We start from the raw sequence: 17,188 nt of genomic DNA on the forward strand, positions 1-17,188 counted from the left end.
CTTCACCGGAGAAACCCAAACCATCAACGGCCTGGTCACCACCAAAGAAACAACAGGCCCATTCCGACTCTCCCACCTCATCGTCTCCAACACCGACACCTGGGAAGAAAAACAAGGCCACTAACCCCACCACCAGGCCGTGCACGCACCGGGCACCACGGAATACCCGCCAACGCAGCGGGGCCGCGCACGAACAATCGTGTGCGGCCCCGGGCCCCTCAGCGACGTGTTGCCGCCGCGAAGCACACTCGGATCACTGCCTCAAACGCCCACGCGCATCAAACACGTAGCGCTTGCCGTCAATCCACCGAGTCCCCGTCACCATGACGCCCGACGACGACAGGTAATACGTGTCGTCGCCCAGCGTCAGCCATCCCGTGCGCATGAACCCCGAAGCGGGATCCAGGTAGTACCAGGCGCCTCGCACGTGCGCCCAGCCAAAGGCTTGAGCGCCATCATGCCCGTAGTAGACCCACTGGCCGCCCTCGGACTTCCAGCCCTTCACCACGTAGCCTCGCGCGTTGAAACGGTACACCTTCCCGTCGATGCGCAGTCGCACGTTCGTCGGGTAGGTGCCATCGGTGTAACGCCACCATCGGCCCCAGATACTGGTAACCCAGCGCCCAGCCCCGGCCTCGGCGACGCCCGTGCCCTCAGAGCCACCGGAACCCGACCCTGACCCCGATCCGACCGTGAACGGCGTCGACGCCACGACATCGTCATCGGCACGCGGATCGCTGTTGCGCCCAAAGGCCTCGACGCTCACGGACGTGGCACCGACGACGGCGGAACCACCGGTCACGGGATGCGACACATCCACGCCGTCGGCCTGCAGCGTCACGCCCGGGCCCGAGAACTCGCCGCTGCCCTGAGCGGTCGCGACCTCCTGGCCGCCCACCAACAGGCGAGCCGACGTCACGGGCCCGGTCACGGTCGCGCGCAGGGACACGCGCCCAGACACGGTCTGACCGTCCAACGCGGCCCACGTGGAACCGTCAACCGAGTACTCGACCCCGCCGACGACGGGCCGCGCCTGATCCTTGAGCACGGCGTCGAGCGCGCTCGGCATGCCCGAGCCCCGATACTCGCGCTCATTCGTGGGCTCGGCCAGGCGAGACCAATTCGCAGACGCGCCCGCCTGCTTGCGCGCCAGCTCGAGGATCTGGTCGGCGCTCATCTCCGGGTGCACCTGGCGCAGCGTCGCGATCACGGCCGAGGCCACGGGAGCGGCCATCGACGCGTCCATCGCAAAGTCGCCGCGCACCGTGGAATCCCCGGGCAGCGTCGTGTAGACGTTCTCTCCGGGTGCCGCGAACGCGATCGTCTGCTTGCCCCAGTTCGCCGTCCACGCCGCCTCAAGCGTGCCGGTCGCCGGATCCTGGCCGTCCATGAGGCGCAGGGTGGACACGGGTACAACATGGTCCATCATGGCCGGGATGGTCAGGCCGCTCCACGAATCACGCTGGTAGGGTGCCCACGTGTCGGTGGGCGAGGCAGAATCCTTAATCGGCGGGTTATCCAGGTTGATACCGCCAGTGCCCGCGTCCACGACGGAGATCACGTCCTTGGACGCGGCGTAGTCGATCGCGCGCTTCATGGCCTCGCGGCCCGCTGCCTGCGTGCCCTCGCCCGGCATCCAGTACTTCCATGGATCCGCGGCAAAGGAGCTGGCCGTCACGGAAATCCCGTGATCAGCCGCCCACACGAAGCCGCAGACCACGTACTCCGGGTAGTGCATGCCCGTCTGACGCGACTGCACGTTGATCGCCGCGACGCTCAGCGTCGGATTCACGCCGCCAACGGGACTGGACACGCCCCGCCCCGCAATCGCGCCGGCCATCTGCGTGCCACGCGTCGCGCCCGTCGACCCCCACATCCACGGGGAACCGTTCGGGATGCCGTTGATGTTGCAGGATACGGACCTATCAAAATCGACACGCCCATCCAGGTCGGTGATCACCTGGTCGAAGCCATCCGCCATGACGCCGACCGTGACGGGCGCGCGCATGACGTCCACGCCCTGCGCGTCGAGGGCCCCGATGGCCTTCAAGTGCCACTGATTGTCCGCAGGCGGGTTCGGGTAGACGCCGCCGACTGCTGCCGGCGCTTCTACGCCCGACGCGGCCACAGCCTCGTCCGATGTGGCGCCGTCAGCACCGGGTTGGCCCGCCTTGTCGACGGGCACGATGGCCTCGTTACCGCTCACCGGCGCCTGACGGGTCGGCCCCACGGAGTGGAAGGAAATGCCCGCCTCGGAAAGCTGCACGCCCAGGTCGCCCGCGAAACTCGGCGACCCCGACTGGACGAAGAACGTGCCGAAAGCAGGGTACTGCGCGAGCACGAGTCCACCCAGGGACGAGGCCTTGGCGACCGCGCGCTGGAAGGTGGCCTCATCCGTCCCCGACGTGAGGTTCACGGCGTAGTTCGCGGGCAGCTGGTGCGCCTGCAGATCCGGCGAAACGATGCCCGGAGCGACGGGTTCGCCGGGAGTCGGGTCCTCCCCGGGATCGGGTGCGGGCTCGGGGGTGGGTACGGCGTTCGGGTCCCGAGCAACCGTGAAAACGGCCGTGGAAGTGGCGTCGTCGTCGGCAGACTTGTCGTAGTTGATGCCCTCGGCATAGACCGTCGCGCTCACCGACTTGTCATCCTGCCCATCCGCGAGGACACCGCTCAGGTCAACATCTTGGGCCTCCAAGACCATCGGCTCGGCGAAGTAGCTGTCCTCCTGCTCGGTGGACACGGCCGTCACGCCTTGAACGTCGAGATTCATGTACGAGACCGGAGAGCTCGCCTCGACGCGCATCTGCACGACCCCAGCGGGCAGCACAGCCCCGTTCAGGTTGGCCCACTCGCCGTCACCGATGCGGTACTCGACCGCGCGGATCACAGGGGAAGCCTGGTCCCGCACCATGGCGAAACGGTCGTTCAGGAAGCCGTAACCTCGGTATTGCGCGCCGTCACTCGGGGCTTTCAGACGCCCATAATCGTAGGCGGCCTGCTTGTGCATGAGCGTGACGATCTGCGCACCGGGCAGCGTCGGGTGCACCGACTTGAGCAGCGCCGCGACGCCCGCGACGTGCGCGGCCGCCAGCGAGGTACCCGACGAAAAGCCGTAAATCTGCGGAATCCTCCCATTGGGGTAGGTGGAGTAGATCCACTCCCCCGGCGCAGCAAAATCAACGGAAGCGCCGTAATTCGAGCGCTCCGCACGCGTCAAGGTCGCCCGCAGCGGATCCGCGTCCCAATCCTCCATACCGACCGAGGCGACCGTGGCAACGCCGCTGACCTGCGCCGGGACCATCCGCGCACCTTCAACGGAACGGTTCGCGATCGGCGTCGAATCCGTCGGCGAGTCGCTGTCTGTCGTCGCGTGGTCGATGTCGATGCCTCGGTCACCGGCGCCTGCGATCACGGCTAGTCCTCGCGACTGGGCGTGGTGAATCGCGCGCTCGGCGGCTTCAAGCCCCGCCGCCTGCTCGGGATCCGTCGGGCTCCAGTACACCCACGGGTCCATCTGGTAGGAGTTGTGGACGATGTCCACCTCGTGGCTCGTCGCCCATTCGTAGGCGCACACGAGGGCCTCCGGGTAGAGCAGCTGCGACTCGTTGAGCGCCTTGATGGACACGAGCGTCGCCCTCGGCGCGATCCCGTCGATGCCGATGTCGTTGTGGTTGGCCGCAATGATGCCCGCAACGTGCGTGCCGTGCCCGCTACTGAACTTCCGGGCGTCCTCAGCCTGGTTGGGGACGCCGTTGACGGCACAGGAGACGGAGCGGGCGGTATCCACGCGCCCCTCCAGGTCGGGCTGCGCCTCGTCGATACCGGTGTCAATGACGCCGACGGTGACGGCCTCGCGGGTTACGACCACCTCGTTAGCGCCTCGGGCCTCCATGGCCTCGGCGCCCCAGTTCGCCTGGGTGGAAAAGATCCTGCTATCCGGATCCGGGATCGTGTCGGTGGGTACGACGGGGTCATCCGCGGCAGGCGCTTGCGCGGCTGCCGGCGCCACGGGCGATACGGCTGCGGGTGCTGCGGGCGGGTTGTCACCCACGGCACGCTCACTGTCGGGCACGGCGGCCACGCGGGTCGGGCCAATGGAGTGAACGCTCACCCCGGCCTTGGCCAGGGCGGCGGCCAGATCAGGGGCGAATGAGGCCGACTCACTTTGGGCGAACAGCGTGCCCAGCTCGGGGTAGCTGGTCAGGAGAACGCCACCGACTTGCGGAATCAGGTCGACGGCGCTGGCCATCTCGCTCTGCCCCGCATTGGGGTCGAGGTTGATGGCGTAGTTCATGAGGCCCGCGGTGGAACGGGCGGGCGAAACCAGACCGACGTTATCGTCGGCACTGGCAGGCGGGGCGGTCACCGTGACCACGCTCATGGACAGAGCGAGAGCCGCGACGAGACCGATGCGTGCAACGGTGCGATGCATGGTTCCTCGACTTTCAGTTGTCACTGCGCATGGGCAACTTTGTCCATGCAGTAACCATGATCCACCGCTTTGTCATACGACACAAATTTCTGACCTAATTTGCATAAATACAAGCTTTTTCAACACTATACAAGCCACCTTATTATTTGTTTAATTCTCACCTAATCGCCACCTGTCAAGGATTGATTAACAAGACCATGACCAGACGCAATACAGATGCGCAGACGCACGTGACACCATCCCTTCCACCCCACACACAGGTTGCCCTCATCTGTCATTGACGAGGCCGGGGCTGGGTTGCACGGTCGCGCGCACGCCTGTGCCACCGTCTCCATCCGCGCGGATGGCGCAGGGATCTACAAGCAGCCCCCAAACGTCTCGTACACGAACAAGTACATTCCCACGATCGTGGCAGCCACCCACCCCACACAGACCCACACGATCAACCTGCTGGGCCACGACATCACCATCACCTTGACGGCCACCAACTACGAATGGGACTGGGCGACGGCACCCCACACACCGTCACCGCCTACCAAGGAATGCCATACGAGAAGGGCATGGACCCCAACAAGGACCCCCGACTCATCCGCCACTACTACACCCCACCCAACGGCTGGCGCTCACGCTTCGACGGACCCTACCCCAACGCCACACGCACCATCACCCTGACCACCACCTGGGCAGGCACCGCCACCAACCCCTTCACCGGAGAAACACAAACCATCAACGGCCTGGTCACCACCAAAGAAACAACAGGCCCCTTCCCCCTGGGCCACCTCATCGTCTCCAACACCGACACCTGGGAAGAAAAACAAGGCCACTAAACCGGTCACCAGGCCACACACACGCCGGGCACCACGGAACACCCACCAACGCAGCGGGGCCGCGCACGAAAACTCGTGCGCGGCCCCAGGACGCTCAACCGGGGAAGGATCCCCGGCCTCGTGAGGCCTACTCCTGGAGGCGACCCGACTGATCGAACACGTAGCGCGTGCCGTCAATCCAGCGCGCCCCGGTCACCATCGCCCCGGAGGAGGACAGGTAGTACCAGGAGCCGCCGTCCTTCACCCAGCCGACGCTCATCGCGCCGGAGGGGGCGAAGAAATACCAGGAGGAGCCGACGCGCGCCCAGCCCGTGGCCATCGCGCCGGAGTCAGCCAGGTAGTACCAGGTGGAACCCTCACGCATCCAGCCGGTGCGCATGGCACCCGAGGACGCCAGGTAGTACCAGGTGTCGCGCACCTTGGTCCACCCGCTGGCCATCTCTCCACTGATGGGATCCAGGTAGTACCAGGTCCCATGTACCTTCACCCAGCCCGCAGCCTGGCCGCCGGAGGGACCGTAGTAGAACCAGTGTCCGCCCTCGCTGACCCAGCCGGTCACCATGTAGCCGCGCGCGTCGAAGCGGTAGATCGCCCCGTCGATGCGCAGCTGCGTCGAGGTCGGGTACGTGCCGTCCTCGTAGCGCCACCACCAGCCAAAGGCGCCGGAGACCCAGCGGCCCGAGCGGGCCTCGTCCGGGCCGACCTGGTCGGGGCTGACCGTGAAGGGAACCTGGAGGGTCGCGTCGTCATCGGCGCGCGCGTCGTTGTTGCGGCCCATGGCCTCAACCGTCACCGTCGCTGCACCCGCGAAGCGTCCCGTCCCATTCGGGTGGGACACGTCCACGCCGTCGGCCTGCAGCGTCACCGAGTTGCCCTCGAACGCACCGTTGCCCACACCGGTCGCGACTTCACGCTCACCCACGAGGAGGCGCGCCGAGGTCACGGGACCGGTCACCGTCACTCGGATGGAGACGCGCCCGGAGACGCTCGCCCCCGCGAGCGGCTGCCACGTGGTGCCGTCGGTCGAGTACTCGACGCTGCCAATGACGGGCTTCGCTTGGTCCTTCAGCACCGCGTCCAGGGCGTTGGGCAGGCCCGCACCCCGGTACTCGTGGCCCTCCATGGGCTTCAGGCGGTTCCAGTTCGCCGGGTCGCCCGCCTGCTTCTTCGCCAGGGCAATGATCTGCTCGGCGTTCATCTCCGGGTGGACCTGGCGCAGCGTCGCGATGACGGCGGCCGCCAGGGGCGAGGCCTGCGACGTGCCGTACAGGTTGCCGTAGGCCTTGCCGTACCAGCTCGTCAGCGGCGCGTAGATCTTCGCGCCGGGGGCAGCGAAGTCGATACTGTTCGCACCCCAGTTCGACCAGGACGTCGGCTCGAGCACGCCGGTGGCGGGGTCGGCACCCTCGGGCAGCTGCAGGGCGGACACGGCGAGCGTGCCGCGCAGCATCGACGGCATGTAGACGCCTCCCTTCACGTCACGCTCATACGCGCCCCAGGTGTCGCCCGGCGACGAATCGTCGGTGGCAGGCGGGTTATCCAGGTCCGTCGTCCAGTTGCCGGCGGCCACCACGTTGATGACATCCTTCGAGGTCGCGTAGTCGACCGCGCGCTGCACGGCCTCCAGGCCGGCAGCCTGCTCGGGGTCGTTCGGCATCCAGTACTTCCACGGGTTGACGTAGTACGAGCCGTTGGTGACCGAAATGCCGTGGTCGGCGGCCCACACGAAGCCGCACGCGATGTACTCGGGGTAGAAGAAACCACCATTGCGCGAGGCCACGTTGATCGCGGCGATGCGCAGGGTCGGGTTCACGCCGTCCACGCCCACGCCGTCGTGCTTCGCGGCGATCGAGCCGGCCACGTGCGTGCCGTGGGTGGCGTCGTCCCAGCGCCAGGCGGCGGGGTCGCGGTTGGGCACGCCGTTGACGTTGCAGGCCACGGACTTGTCATAGTCGACCTGTCCAGCCAGGTCCGGCACGGTGTCGTCCACGGACTGGTCCATGATGCCCACCGTCACGGGCGCGCGCATGACGTCCACGTCCTGCGCCTCGAGGGCGTGCAGGGCCTGGAGGTGCCATCCGTTGCTCGTCTGTGGGTCAGGGGTCAGGGTCGCATCCTGATCGCTCTGAGCTCCCTGCGCTCCCTCGGAGCGAGGTGCGGCCGCGAGCGCAGCGTCCGCCGCGACTCGGGTCTCGTAGGGAACGGGGACCACGGCCTCGTTGCCACCGACGGGCGCCTGGCGGGTCGGGCCGATCGAGTCATAGCTGATGCCTTCCTTCACGAGCGCGGCGCCCAGGTCGGGCGAGAAGGTGGGCGAGGCGGCCTGCACGAAGAACGTGCCGAAGGCCGGGTACTGGGACAGGACCAGGCCGCCCAGGAACGAGGCCTGGGCCGCGGCGCGCTGGAAGGTCGCGTTATCGGTGCCCTTGGGCAGGTTGACCGCGTAGTTGGCGGGCAGCTGCTCGGTGGCGCGTACGGGGGCGGTGATGCCAGCCTTGGCGGGGCCAGCGGGCGCGGGCGTCGTGTCGGGCGCGGGCGTCGGCTGCACCGCGGCGTTCGGGTCGCGCGAGACGGTGAAGACGGCCTCGCGGCCCGTGTCGTCGTCGGCCTGGCGGTCGAAGTTGATGCCGGTGGCGCTGACCTGGACGCGAGCGGTCACGGAGTCGGTGCCCTCGGGCAGGAGTGAGGAGAGGTCAACGTTTTCGGCCGACACGCCGAGGGCTGCATCACCGTACTTGCCCGAACCGTCGCGGTCGACGCTGGTCAGGGAGGCGACATCCATGTGCAGGTGGCTGATCGGCGCGTTGGCCTCGGCGTAGAAGGTGACGGGGCCAGCGGGCAGGGTCGCGCCATCCAGGTCCTTCCATTCGCCCTTGCCGACCCGGTACTGGATGGTCGTGACGGTGGGCTGGGGCTGGTCGCGGCGCATGGTGGTCAGCGCGTTGATGAATCCGTAGCCGCGGTATTCCTTGCCGTCCTCGGGCTCCTGCAGGCGCGTGTATTCCATGGCGGCCTGCTTGCGCATGAGGTCGGTGATCTGCTTGCCCTGGAAGTCGGGGTGGATCGACTTGATGAGCGCGGCGATGCCCGTCAGGTGGGGTGCGGCCATCGAGGTGCCGCTGGTCTTGGCGTAGCCGGACGGGAAGATCGCCGTGGGCACGGTCGAGTAGATGTCCTCGCCCGGGGCGGTGAAGTCGACGCTCTTTCCGTAGTTGGAGAATTCGGCGCGCTTGAGGTTGGACCATTCGGGCTTGGTCTCGACGTCGGTGCGCGTGGCGGCGCTGACCTGGCTGACGCCCTCGACCATGGCGGGGACCTTCACGCCGCCGGTGACGGGGCGATCCTTGATCGGGGTGTCGAGGTCGGTCGGCGACCCGCTGTCGGTCGTGACGTTGTCGTTGTCCATGCCGTCGTTGCCCGCCGAGGCGATGACAGCCAGACCCTTGCCCTGCACGTAGGCGATGGCGCGGGTCGCTGCCTCGAGGCCTGCGGCCTGCTCGGGGTCGCTGGGGCTCCAGTAGACCCACGGATCCATCGAGTAGGAGTTATTGACGATGTCGACACCGTGGCTGGCGGCCCACATGAAGCTGCAGGTCACGTACTCGGGGTACATGAGCTGCTCGCTGTTCGCGGCCTTGATGGACACGAGGGTCGAGGTCGGGGCGATGCCATCGATGCCGATGCCGTTGTGGTTGGCGGCAATGATGCCGGCGACGTGCGTGCCGTGGAAGTAGTCGTCACGCCAGGAACCGTAGGCCTGGGAGGCGATGCCGTTGTGCGCGCAAGAAACAGACCGGGAGGTGTCGACGCGCCCCACGAGGTCGGGGTGCGTGTCGTCGATACCCGTGTCGATGACGCCGACGGTGACGGGCGCGTGCGCGATCGGCACGGCGGCCGCGTCGGCAGCGCTCATCGCCTGAGCACCCCAGTTGACGACCTCCTCGGGCGTATCAGCCTCGGTCGCACTCTCACCGCGCAGGGAAGCCGGGCCACCCGACTGGGCTCCGGACTGGGCCCCCGACTGGCTTCCGGACTGCGCGGGGTCCGCGCCCCCGGACTGCGGTCCGGGCTGCGGGTCGGGAGCGGCCTGGCGTTCCCCTTCGGGCACGGCGGCCACGCGCGTCGGCCCCACCGAATGCACCGAAATACCGGCCTTCGCCAGGGCTTGGGCCAGGTCCGGGGCGAACGAGGCCGACTCGCTTTGAGCGAAGAACGTTCCGATCTGCGGGTACGAGGCCAGGGCGACGCCCCCCGCGGTAGCGACCAGCGAGGTCGCGCGCGCGAGATCTTCGGCGCTGGCCTGCGGGCTCAGGTTAATCGCGTAGTTCATCAGGCCTGCGCTCGCGCGGGCGGGCGCGATGAGGCCGGTGTGGTCGTCAGCCCGGGTGGGTGGGGCGGTCGCTGTGGCCACGCCCATGGACAGGGCGAGGGCAGCGACGAGCCCGATGCGTGCAACATTGCGGCGCATGGTTCCTCGACTTTCGGTTGTGGGTCTGGCGAGTACGGCAATGTACTCATCAGAACTATCATGCTTTAGTTTGTCACTCGCCACAATTTAGCGCTGCTTAACTCCGCCAACACCTCGATAAATAACGAGAATTCCGGGTAATCACTCCCCCACGCGCACACGCCCGGGAGCCATGACAAAACTGCCCCCGAGCCGCAACAAAGCGGGGCCGGGCACCCGCAGATGCCCAGCCCCACCGCAACGATTCACCGCCGCCGGTTAGCGCATGCGCCCGTCCGGCCCGAAGGTGTAGGCCACGCCATCCACCTGCTGACTACCGGTGACCATCGCACCCGTCGCGGGATCCAAGTAGTACCAGGAGCCACCCTCATGCAGCCAGCCGATCGCCATCGCACCGGAGGGCGTGAGGTAATACCAGGCGCCATCGACGTAGGCCCAGCCGGTCGCCATCGCACCCGACGCGCCCAGGTAGTACCACGTGCCACCCACGAACACCCACCCCGTCGCCATCGCACCCGAGGCGGGATCCAGGTAGTACCAGGTGCCGTTCACGTTGGCCCAGCCCGCCACCTGCGCGCCCGAAGCACCGTGGTAGAACCACTGACCACCCTCAAGGGCCCAGCCGGTCACCATGTAGCCGCGCGCGTCGAAACGGTAGGTCGCCCCGTCGATCTGAGCGCTCATCGACGCCGGGTAGCTGCCATCCTCGTACCGGTACCACCAGCCGACCGCGTCCTTCACCCACGCGCCAGCCTTGGCCTCGTCAATCTGATCCACGCCGGACGTCACCGCATCGAGCGCATCGAGGAAGCCGTAACCGCGGTACTCCCTACCATCGATGGGCGCGTTGAGGCGTCCGTAATTGGCCGCCGCCTGCTTCTTCATGAGGTCGATGACCTGCGCGCCGGACAGCTCAGGATGCACCGACTTAATGAGGGCCGCAATGCCCGACACGTGCGGCGTCGCCATGGACGTGCCGTCGGCGACGGCGTAACCGCTGGGGTAGAACAGCAAGGGAACCGTGGAGTAAATCTGGTCGCCCGGAGCAGCAAAATCGATCGTGTCGCCGTAGTTAGAGAACTCGGCGCGACCGAGGGACAGTCCGGGCTTCACGTTGTACGCCTGACCAACCGCGCTCGCCTGCGCGACACCATCAAGCATGGAAGGAACGCGGATACCGCCATTCACGGCCCTGTTCTTCGTCGGCGTCGGCACGTCGGTCGGAGACCCGTTGTCGACCGTCGGATGATCAATATCGACGCCCTCATTACCGGCGGCAGCGATGACGGCCAGGCCCTGACCCTGCGCATACTTGATCGATCGCGTCGCCGCCTCGAGGCCCGCCGCCTGCTCGGGATCAGTCGGGCTCCAATAGACCCACGGATCCATCGAGTACGAGTTATTCACGACGTCCACCCCGTGGCTCGCGGCCCACATGAACGCGCACGTCACATACTCGGGGTAGATGAGGCGATTATCGTTCGTCGCCTCAATGGCAACAATGCTCGCCTCCGGAGCAATACCATCAATGCCGATATCATTGTGATTGGCCGCAATAATACCCGCGACATGCGTGCCGTGATAGAACTCGTCACGCCACCCGTAAAAATCCTGAGTCGCAACACCATTGACCGAACACTTCACGGAACGCGACGTATCAACACGCCCCTCCAAGTCCGGATGAGTGTCCTCAACGCCGGAATCAACGACGGCGACGGTCACCGGGGCACGCTTGACGTTCACGGCCTCGGCCTCGCGCGCATGCATAGCGACCGCACCCCAGTTGAAAACCTCCTCGTTTGCACCAGCGGGGGCAGCGCTCGCACTCTCCTCACGCATGGAGGTCAGCCCGCCTGCCGTGCCGGACTGCGGGGCCTCGTCCTTCTTGTCTGTGGGCAGCTCGACGCGCTCGTAGTACAGGACGGGAGCCACGCGGGTGGGTCCGATCGAGTGAATGGAGATGCCGGCCTGCCGCAGGGCGGCGGCCAGGTCGGGTGCGAACGAAGGAGTGGCGCTCTGCGCGAAGAAAGTCCCAATCTCGGGGTACGAGGCCAGGGCAGCACCGCCCGCCCCGGGGACGAGAGCGAGGGCTCGCTGGAGGTCCTCGGGATCGGCGCCCGCGAGGTTGATCGCGTAGTTCATCTCATCATTGTCGGCGCGGGGTGCAGAGACGAGGCCGGGCTCCTCGGCTCGCGCGGAGGGGGCGTTGACCGCGGCCACGCCCATGGACAGGGCGAGGGCGGCGATGAGACCGATGCGTGCGGCGATGCGGCGCATGTTTCCTCGACTTTCGTTTGTCACTGTCAGGATTTCGGCTGCATTCGCAGCTACGCCCATCATCCTAGAGTTTGCCAGTAACAACAAAACCTAGGCTTACCTAAGCCCAACTCCTCACTGTGCGGCCCCTCCCCCAATTTCGCATGCAATTCCCCTTGCCCCAATTTTCGGAACCCCCGAAAAACCGCAGAATACCAACGATCAGATTTCAAATCATGAAATACTCGCGTGGGAATTGCATGCGAAATTTGGGGGAATGCAGTCCGGAGGGGCGCGAAACGGGGAGCACACACAAAGCGGGGAGCACATGCAAGACGGGGAGTGCCCGTAGGCACTCCCCGTCTTGTCGCTCTGCTTGTTGCAGGCCGGTGGTTGCTCCAGGCCGGCGGTTGCTCCAGGCCGGTGTTCACTCCAGGCCAGCGTCGAGGGCCAGCAGGTGGTCGACCGTCTGCGGGCGAATGAACCAGCGGGCGGCCCCATCCTCGACGGCGAGCACGCCGGGCTTCGTCAGCATGTTGTAGTTCGATGCCATCGAGTAGCCGTACGCGCCCACTGCCGGGACGGCCAGCAGGTCACCGCCCGCAATGTCGGCCGGCAGGTCGATGTCGCGGATGATGATGTCGCCACTCTCGCAGTGCTTGCCGACGATGCGGCAACGCACCAGGGACGAGGCATCGGCCGGGTCCCGGTTCGCGAGCGTCGCCGTGTAGACGGCGTCGTAGAGCACCGGGCGAATGTTATCCGACATGCCGCCGTCGATCGCCACGTAGCGGCGCACTCCCCCATCTTCCAGGGAGACGTCCTTGACGACGCCAACGCGGTAGAGCATGACCATCGAGGGACCCGCGATGGAGCGGCCCGGCTCGACGGACACGTGCGGGATCGGCAGGCCATGGTGGGCGCAGCGCTCGCGCACGACGTCCGCCAGGGCACGAGCGACCTCGACCGGAGAGGTCGGAACCGGATCCTGGCCCGTGTAGGCGATACCGACGCCGCCACCCAGGTCGATCGCGGGAACGTCCAGGTCGAGCTCGGCCTTCACGCGCGCCGCAAAGTCGACGACGATGCGCGCGGCCTCAGCGAAGGCCTCGGTCCCGAAGATCTGAGAGCCGATGTGGCTGTGCAGCCCGCGGAAGTCCAGGTGAGGCGCGTCCTTGATGGCGGCCACGGCCTCGTACGCCTGGCCGGTGGCCAGGGACAGACCGAACTTCTGGTCCTCGTGGGCGGTCGCAATGTACTCGTTGCCACCCGCGTGAATGCCCGACTTCAGGCGCACCATGACGGGCGCGACGACACCGAGGTCAGCGGCGATGCGCTCAATCTGGTGAACCTCGTCCATCGAATCGATGAAGATGCGATGGATGCCAGCCTCGAGGGCCAGGCGGATCTCCGCGTCCGACTTGTTGTTGCCGTGCAGGCCGATGCGCGAGGGATCCACGCCAGCGCGCAGGGCCAGGCTCAGCTCACCGAGCGAGGCGGTGTCGATCCCCAGGCCCTCGGCCGCGACCAGGCGCGCGACGTCGGCGCTCAGGAAGGCCTTGCCAGCATAGAAGGCGTCGCCGCCGTTCATGCCGTAGCCGTCCCAGAATTCCTCGGCCATCGCGCTCGCCCACACGCGGGCACGGCCGCGCATGGCCTCAACATCGAGCACGAAGGTGGGCGTGCCGAAGTCGGCGGCGACGCTGGTCAAATCGACGCCTCCCACGCGCAGCACGCCATTCTCCCGACTCGCGCTCCAGGGCCACAGGTCCGGGCGCTCATCGGGAGTCGGGCAGGTGAGGGCAGCGACGTTCTCCGTCTCGCTCACCGACTCACATCCTCTCGGGGGCGCTCACGCCAAGGAGGCCGAGGCCGGTGCGAAGCACCTGGGTCACCGCGTCGTTCAGCCAGAGGCGGGCGACGTGGCCGGGCTCGATCGGGTCGTCGCCGCGAGGCGTCACGCGGCACTGGCCGTACCATGCGTGGTAGGTCGCGGCCAGGGACTCGAGGTAGCGGGCGATGCGGTGTGGCTCGCGCAGCTCGGTCGCCTGCGCAACCTGCGCGGGGAACTGGGCGAGAGCGGCCAGCAGGGCCTCATCGGCCTCGGAGTCGAGGGCCGCCGGGTCGAAGCCGGCGTCGCGGGTGACGCCATGCTCGGCGGCGTTGCGCGCCACGTTGCAAGTGCGCACGTGGGCGTACTGCACGTAGTAGACGGGGTTGTCGTTGGAGTGCTGCGAGAGCAGGTTCAGGTCGATGTCGACCTGGGTGTCCATCGACACGCGCACGAGAGCGTAGCGCGCCGCGTCCACGCCCACGGCGTCGACCAGGTCGTCGAGGGTCACGATCGTTCCGGCGCGCTTGGACATGCGCACGGGCTCGCCGTCCTTCACCAGGTTGACGAGCTGGCCGATGAGGATCTGCAGGTTCTCGCCCGGCTTGTCGCCGAAGGCGGCGCACATGGCCATCATGCGGCCGATGTAGCCGTGGTGGTCGGCACCCAGCAGGTAGATGGCGGCATCCGCGCCACGCTCGCGCTTGTTCAGGTAGTAAGCGACGTCACCCGCAAAGTACGCGGCCTGGCCGTCCGACTTGATGAGGACGCGATCCTTATCGTCGCCGTAGGTGGTCGTACGCAGCCACACCGCGCCACCCTCATCGAAGATCTCCCCGCGCTCGCGCAGGCGCTCGATCGCATCGGCAACCGCGCCGGACGTGTGCAGCGAATCCTCGTGGAAGAAGACGTCGAAGTCGGCGCGGAAGGAGTGCAGGCGTTCCTTAATCTCCGCGAACATCAGCTCGACACCGCGAGCGCGGAAGACCTCAATGGCCTCTTCCTCGGGCAGGGTGATCGGGTCAGGCTCGCCGGCCGCGCGCGCGTCGGCGCGCACCTGGTCGGCGATGTCGGCGATGTACTGGCCGCCGTAGCCGTCCTCGGGAACCTCGCGGCCCATCGCGCGGGCGTACAGGGAGTGGGAGAAGCGGTCGATCTGCGAGCCGTGATCGTTGAAGTAGTACTCGCGCGTCACGGCAGCGCCGGATGCGGCCATGAGGCGGGCCAGGGAGTCACCGACGGCAGCCCAGCGGGCACCACCCAGGTGCACGGGACCCGTCGGGTTCGCAGACACGTACTCAAGGTTGATCGAGCGACCCGCCAGAGTCTCATTGCGCCCGTACGAGGCACCGGCCTCGACGATCGTGCGCGCCAGCTCGCCGGCCGCACCCGCGCCCAGGCGGATGTTAATGAAGCCGGGACCCGCAACCTCGACGGAGTCAATGCCGTCGGCAGCCGCGAGATCATCGGCGAGGATCTGCGCGAACTCGCGCGGAGCCATGCCAGCCTTCTTACCGAGCTGCATCGCGACGTTGGTCGCCCAATCGCCGTGCTCGCGCACGCGCGGGCGCTCCACGGTCACGGGGTCGGGGACCAGCGAAGGGTCGATCGAAATGCGACCGGCGGCGGCAGCGTCCAGCAGGGTCGCGCGGATGAGAGTAGCAAGTTCTTCTGGAGTCACCCCTTTAGACTACGGGGTCTGTGCACCTATCCGCGAACTCTCCCCGGCCTCGTGGATGAAAACCTGGCCACATACGCGTCCCATGCGCCACTCTCCCACCCCACGCGGGTGCCAATCCGAGTAATGTTTCGGGTAGCCGAAGTATTTCCGTCAGCAGTGAGGATTTCCCGTGACCAGCACGGACACCGAGCACCACCACAAGCTCATCCCCCTCCTCGGCCCCGCCTTCGTCGCGGCCGTCGCCTACGTCGACCCCGGAAACGTCGCCGCCAACATCACCGCGGGCGCACGCTACGGGTACCTGCTCGTGTGGGTCCTCGTGGCCTCGAACATCTTCGCGATGGTCATCCAATACCTCTCCGCCAAGCTCGGCCTCGTCACCGGCCAATCCCTGCCCTCCCTGCTCGGCGCGCGCATGCCCAAAGCCGGGCGCATCGCCTTCTGGATTCAGGCGGAAATCGTCGCGGCCGCAACCGACCTCGCCGAAGTCATCGGCGGCGCACTCGCCCTCCACCTCCTCTTCGGGATCTCACTGCTATGGGGCGGCGTCATCATCGGCATCGTCTCCATGGGCCTCCTCCTCGTCCAGGGCGGCGGACGACAGCGCCAATTCGAGACGATCATCGTCGGCCTGCTGATCATCATCACGCTCGGCTTCCTCGCGGGCCTCTTCGTCGCACCCCCCAGCCCCTCAGGCATGCTCGGCGGGCTCCTCCCCCGCTTCCAGGGCACCGACTCGGTCCTCGTGGCCGCCTCCATGCTGGGCGCAACCGTCATGCCGCACGCGGTCTACCTGCACTCCTCGCTCGTCAACGACCACGACGCCGACGAGCTCGGCCCCTCCACCGGCGACGCCCGCCACTCCACGGGACACCTCTCGCGACTCCTGCGCGCAACCCGCATCGACATCTACTGGGCGCTGAGCATCGCGGGCCTGGTCAACATCGGCCTGCTCCTCCTGGCCGCCGCAGCCCTAGCCGGACAGAGTGGCACCGACACCATCGAGGGCGCACACGCCGCGATCTCCTCCACGCTCGGACCCATCGTCGGCACGGTATTCGCGGTCGGCCTGCTCGCTTCCGGCCTCGCCTCCACGTCGGTGGGTGCCTACGCTGGCTCCGAGATCATGAACGGCTTGCTCCACATCCGCGTGCCCATCCTCGTTCGCCGCCTCGTCTCCTTGATCCCCGCGCTCATCATCCTGGGCGCCGGCGCCGAACCCACGTGGGCGCTCGTCGTCTCGCAGGTCGCCCTATCATTCGGCATCCCCTTCGCGATCATCCCGCTCATGCGCCTGACCGCAAACCGCGACGTCATGGGCGACTACGTCAACAATCGCCCCCTGCGTGTCACAGGTTTCCTCATCGCGGCCGTCATCGTCGCCCTCAACCTGTTCCTCGTCTACCTCACCCTCACCGGCCAGGGGTAAGGGACGAGGCCGGGGCTGGGGTTACCGCCTGGTTGCCACGGGCCTTGCGGACCGGAGTAGCGGGCACAAGTTTCGAACCGGGTGCATCGGGCTGAGTTGCAGGCTTATCCCGCGACACAGCACGCCCAGCAAACCCCCGCCCAGGCACACACCGCGAAAAAACTCGCCCAGCACGGCAAAAATCGCTCGTTTTGGCCGATCTTGGGCACGCTGGGCGAAAAATTTCGCGTTTGCAACGCGCGCACTCCCTGCAGGGCGAATTTT

The 17,188-nt window shown here is 67.0% G+C and carries 6 protein-coding genes and 1 pseudogene; 2 read left to right on the forward strand and 5 right to left on the reverse strand.

Annotated features, from left to right (window positions below):
• Positions 1-253 precede the first annotated feature (253 nt).
• Positions 254-4,432 (reverse strand): S8 family serine peptidase, encoded by a 4,179-nt coding sequence (locus O3684_RS09790; RefSeq protein WP_500066704.1) that lies wholly within the window; start codon positions 4,430-4,432, stop codon positions 254-256.
• Between the two features lie 321 nt (positions 4,433-4,753).
• On the opposite strand from O3684_RS09790, the pseudogene O3684_RS09795 reads away from it, so the two are divergent.
• Positions 4,754-5,259 (forward strand): annotated as a pseudogene (locus O3684_RS09795) (hypothetical protein); the annotation flags it as partial.
• A 127-nt stretch (positions 5,260-5,386) separates the two neighbouring features.
• Here O3684_RS09795 and O3684_RS09800 read toward each other — a convergent pair.
• The 4 genes from O3684_RS09800 to argS form a co-directional block, all read right to left on the reverse strand.
• The gene (locus O3684_RS09800; RefSeq protein WP_500066706.1) at positions 5,387-9,727 is read right to left on the reverse strand and encodes a S8 family serine peptidase; all 4,341 of its coding nucleotides are present in this window, start codon (positions 9,725-9,727) and stop codon (positions 5,387-5,389) included.
• A gap of 258 nt (positions 9,728-9,985) precedes the next feature.
• On the reverse strand, positions 9,986-12,004 hold the full coding sequence (locus O3684_RS09805; RefSeq protein ID WP_500066708.1) for a S8 family serine peptidase: 2,019 nt from the start codon (positions 12,002-12,004) through the stop codon (positions 9,986-9,988).
• A 406-nt stretch (positions 12,005-12,410) separates the two neighbouring features.
• A complete protein-coding gene (lysA, locus tag O3684_RS09810) occupies positions 12,411-13,811 on the reverse strand; it encodes a diaminopimelate decarboxylase (protein ID WP_500066709.1) in 1,401 nt (466 codons plus the stop codon).
• 4 nt (positions 13,812-13,815) lie between these two features.
• A complete protein-coding gene (argS, locus tag O3684_RS09815; protein WP_500066711.1) occupies positions 13,816-15,495 on the reverse strand; it encodes an arginine--tRNA ligase in 1,680 nt (559 codons plus the stop codon).
• 169 nt (positions 15,496-15,664) lie between these two features.
• Between argS and O3684_RS09820 the strand changes: the two genes are divergently transcribed.
• Positions 15,665-16,924: an Nramp family divalent metal transporter gene (locus tag O3684_RS09820; protein ID WP_500066713.1), complete on the forward strand. Its 1,260-nt coding sequence runs from the start codon at positions 15,665-15,667 to the stop codon at positions 16,922-16,924.
• Positions 16,925-17,188 lie beyond the last annotated feature (264 nt).

This window comes from Pauljensenia sp. 20925_1_27 (assembly GCF_041432835.1).
Taxonomy (GTDB): domain Bacteria; phylum Actinomycetota; class Actinomycetes; order Actinomycetales; family Actinomycetaceae; genus Pauljensenia.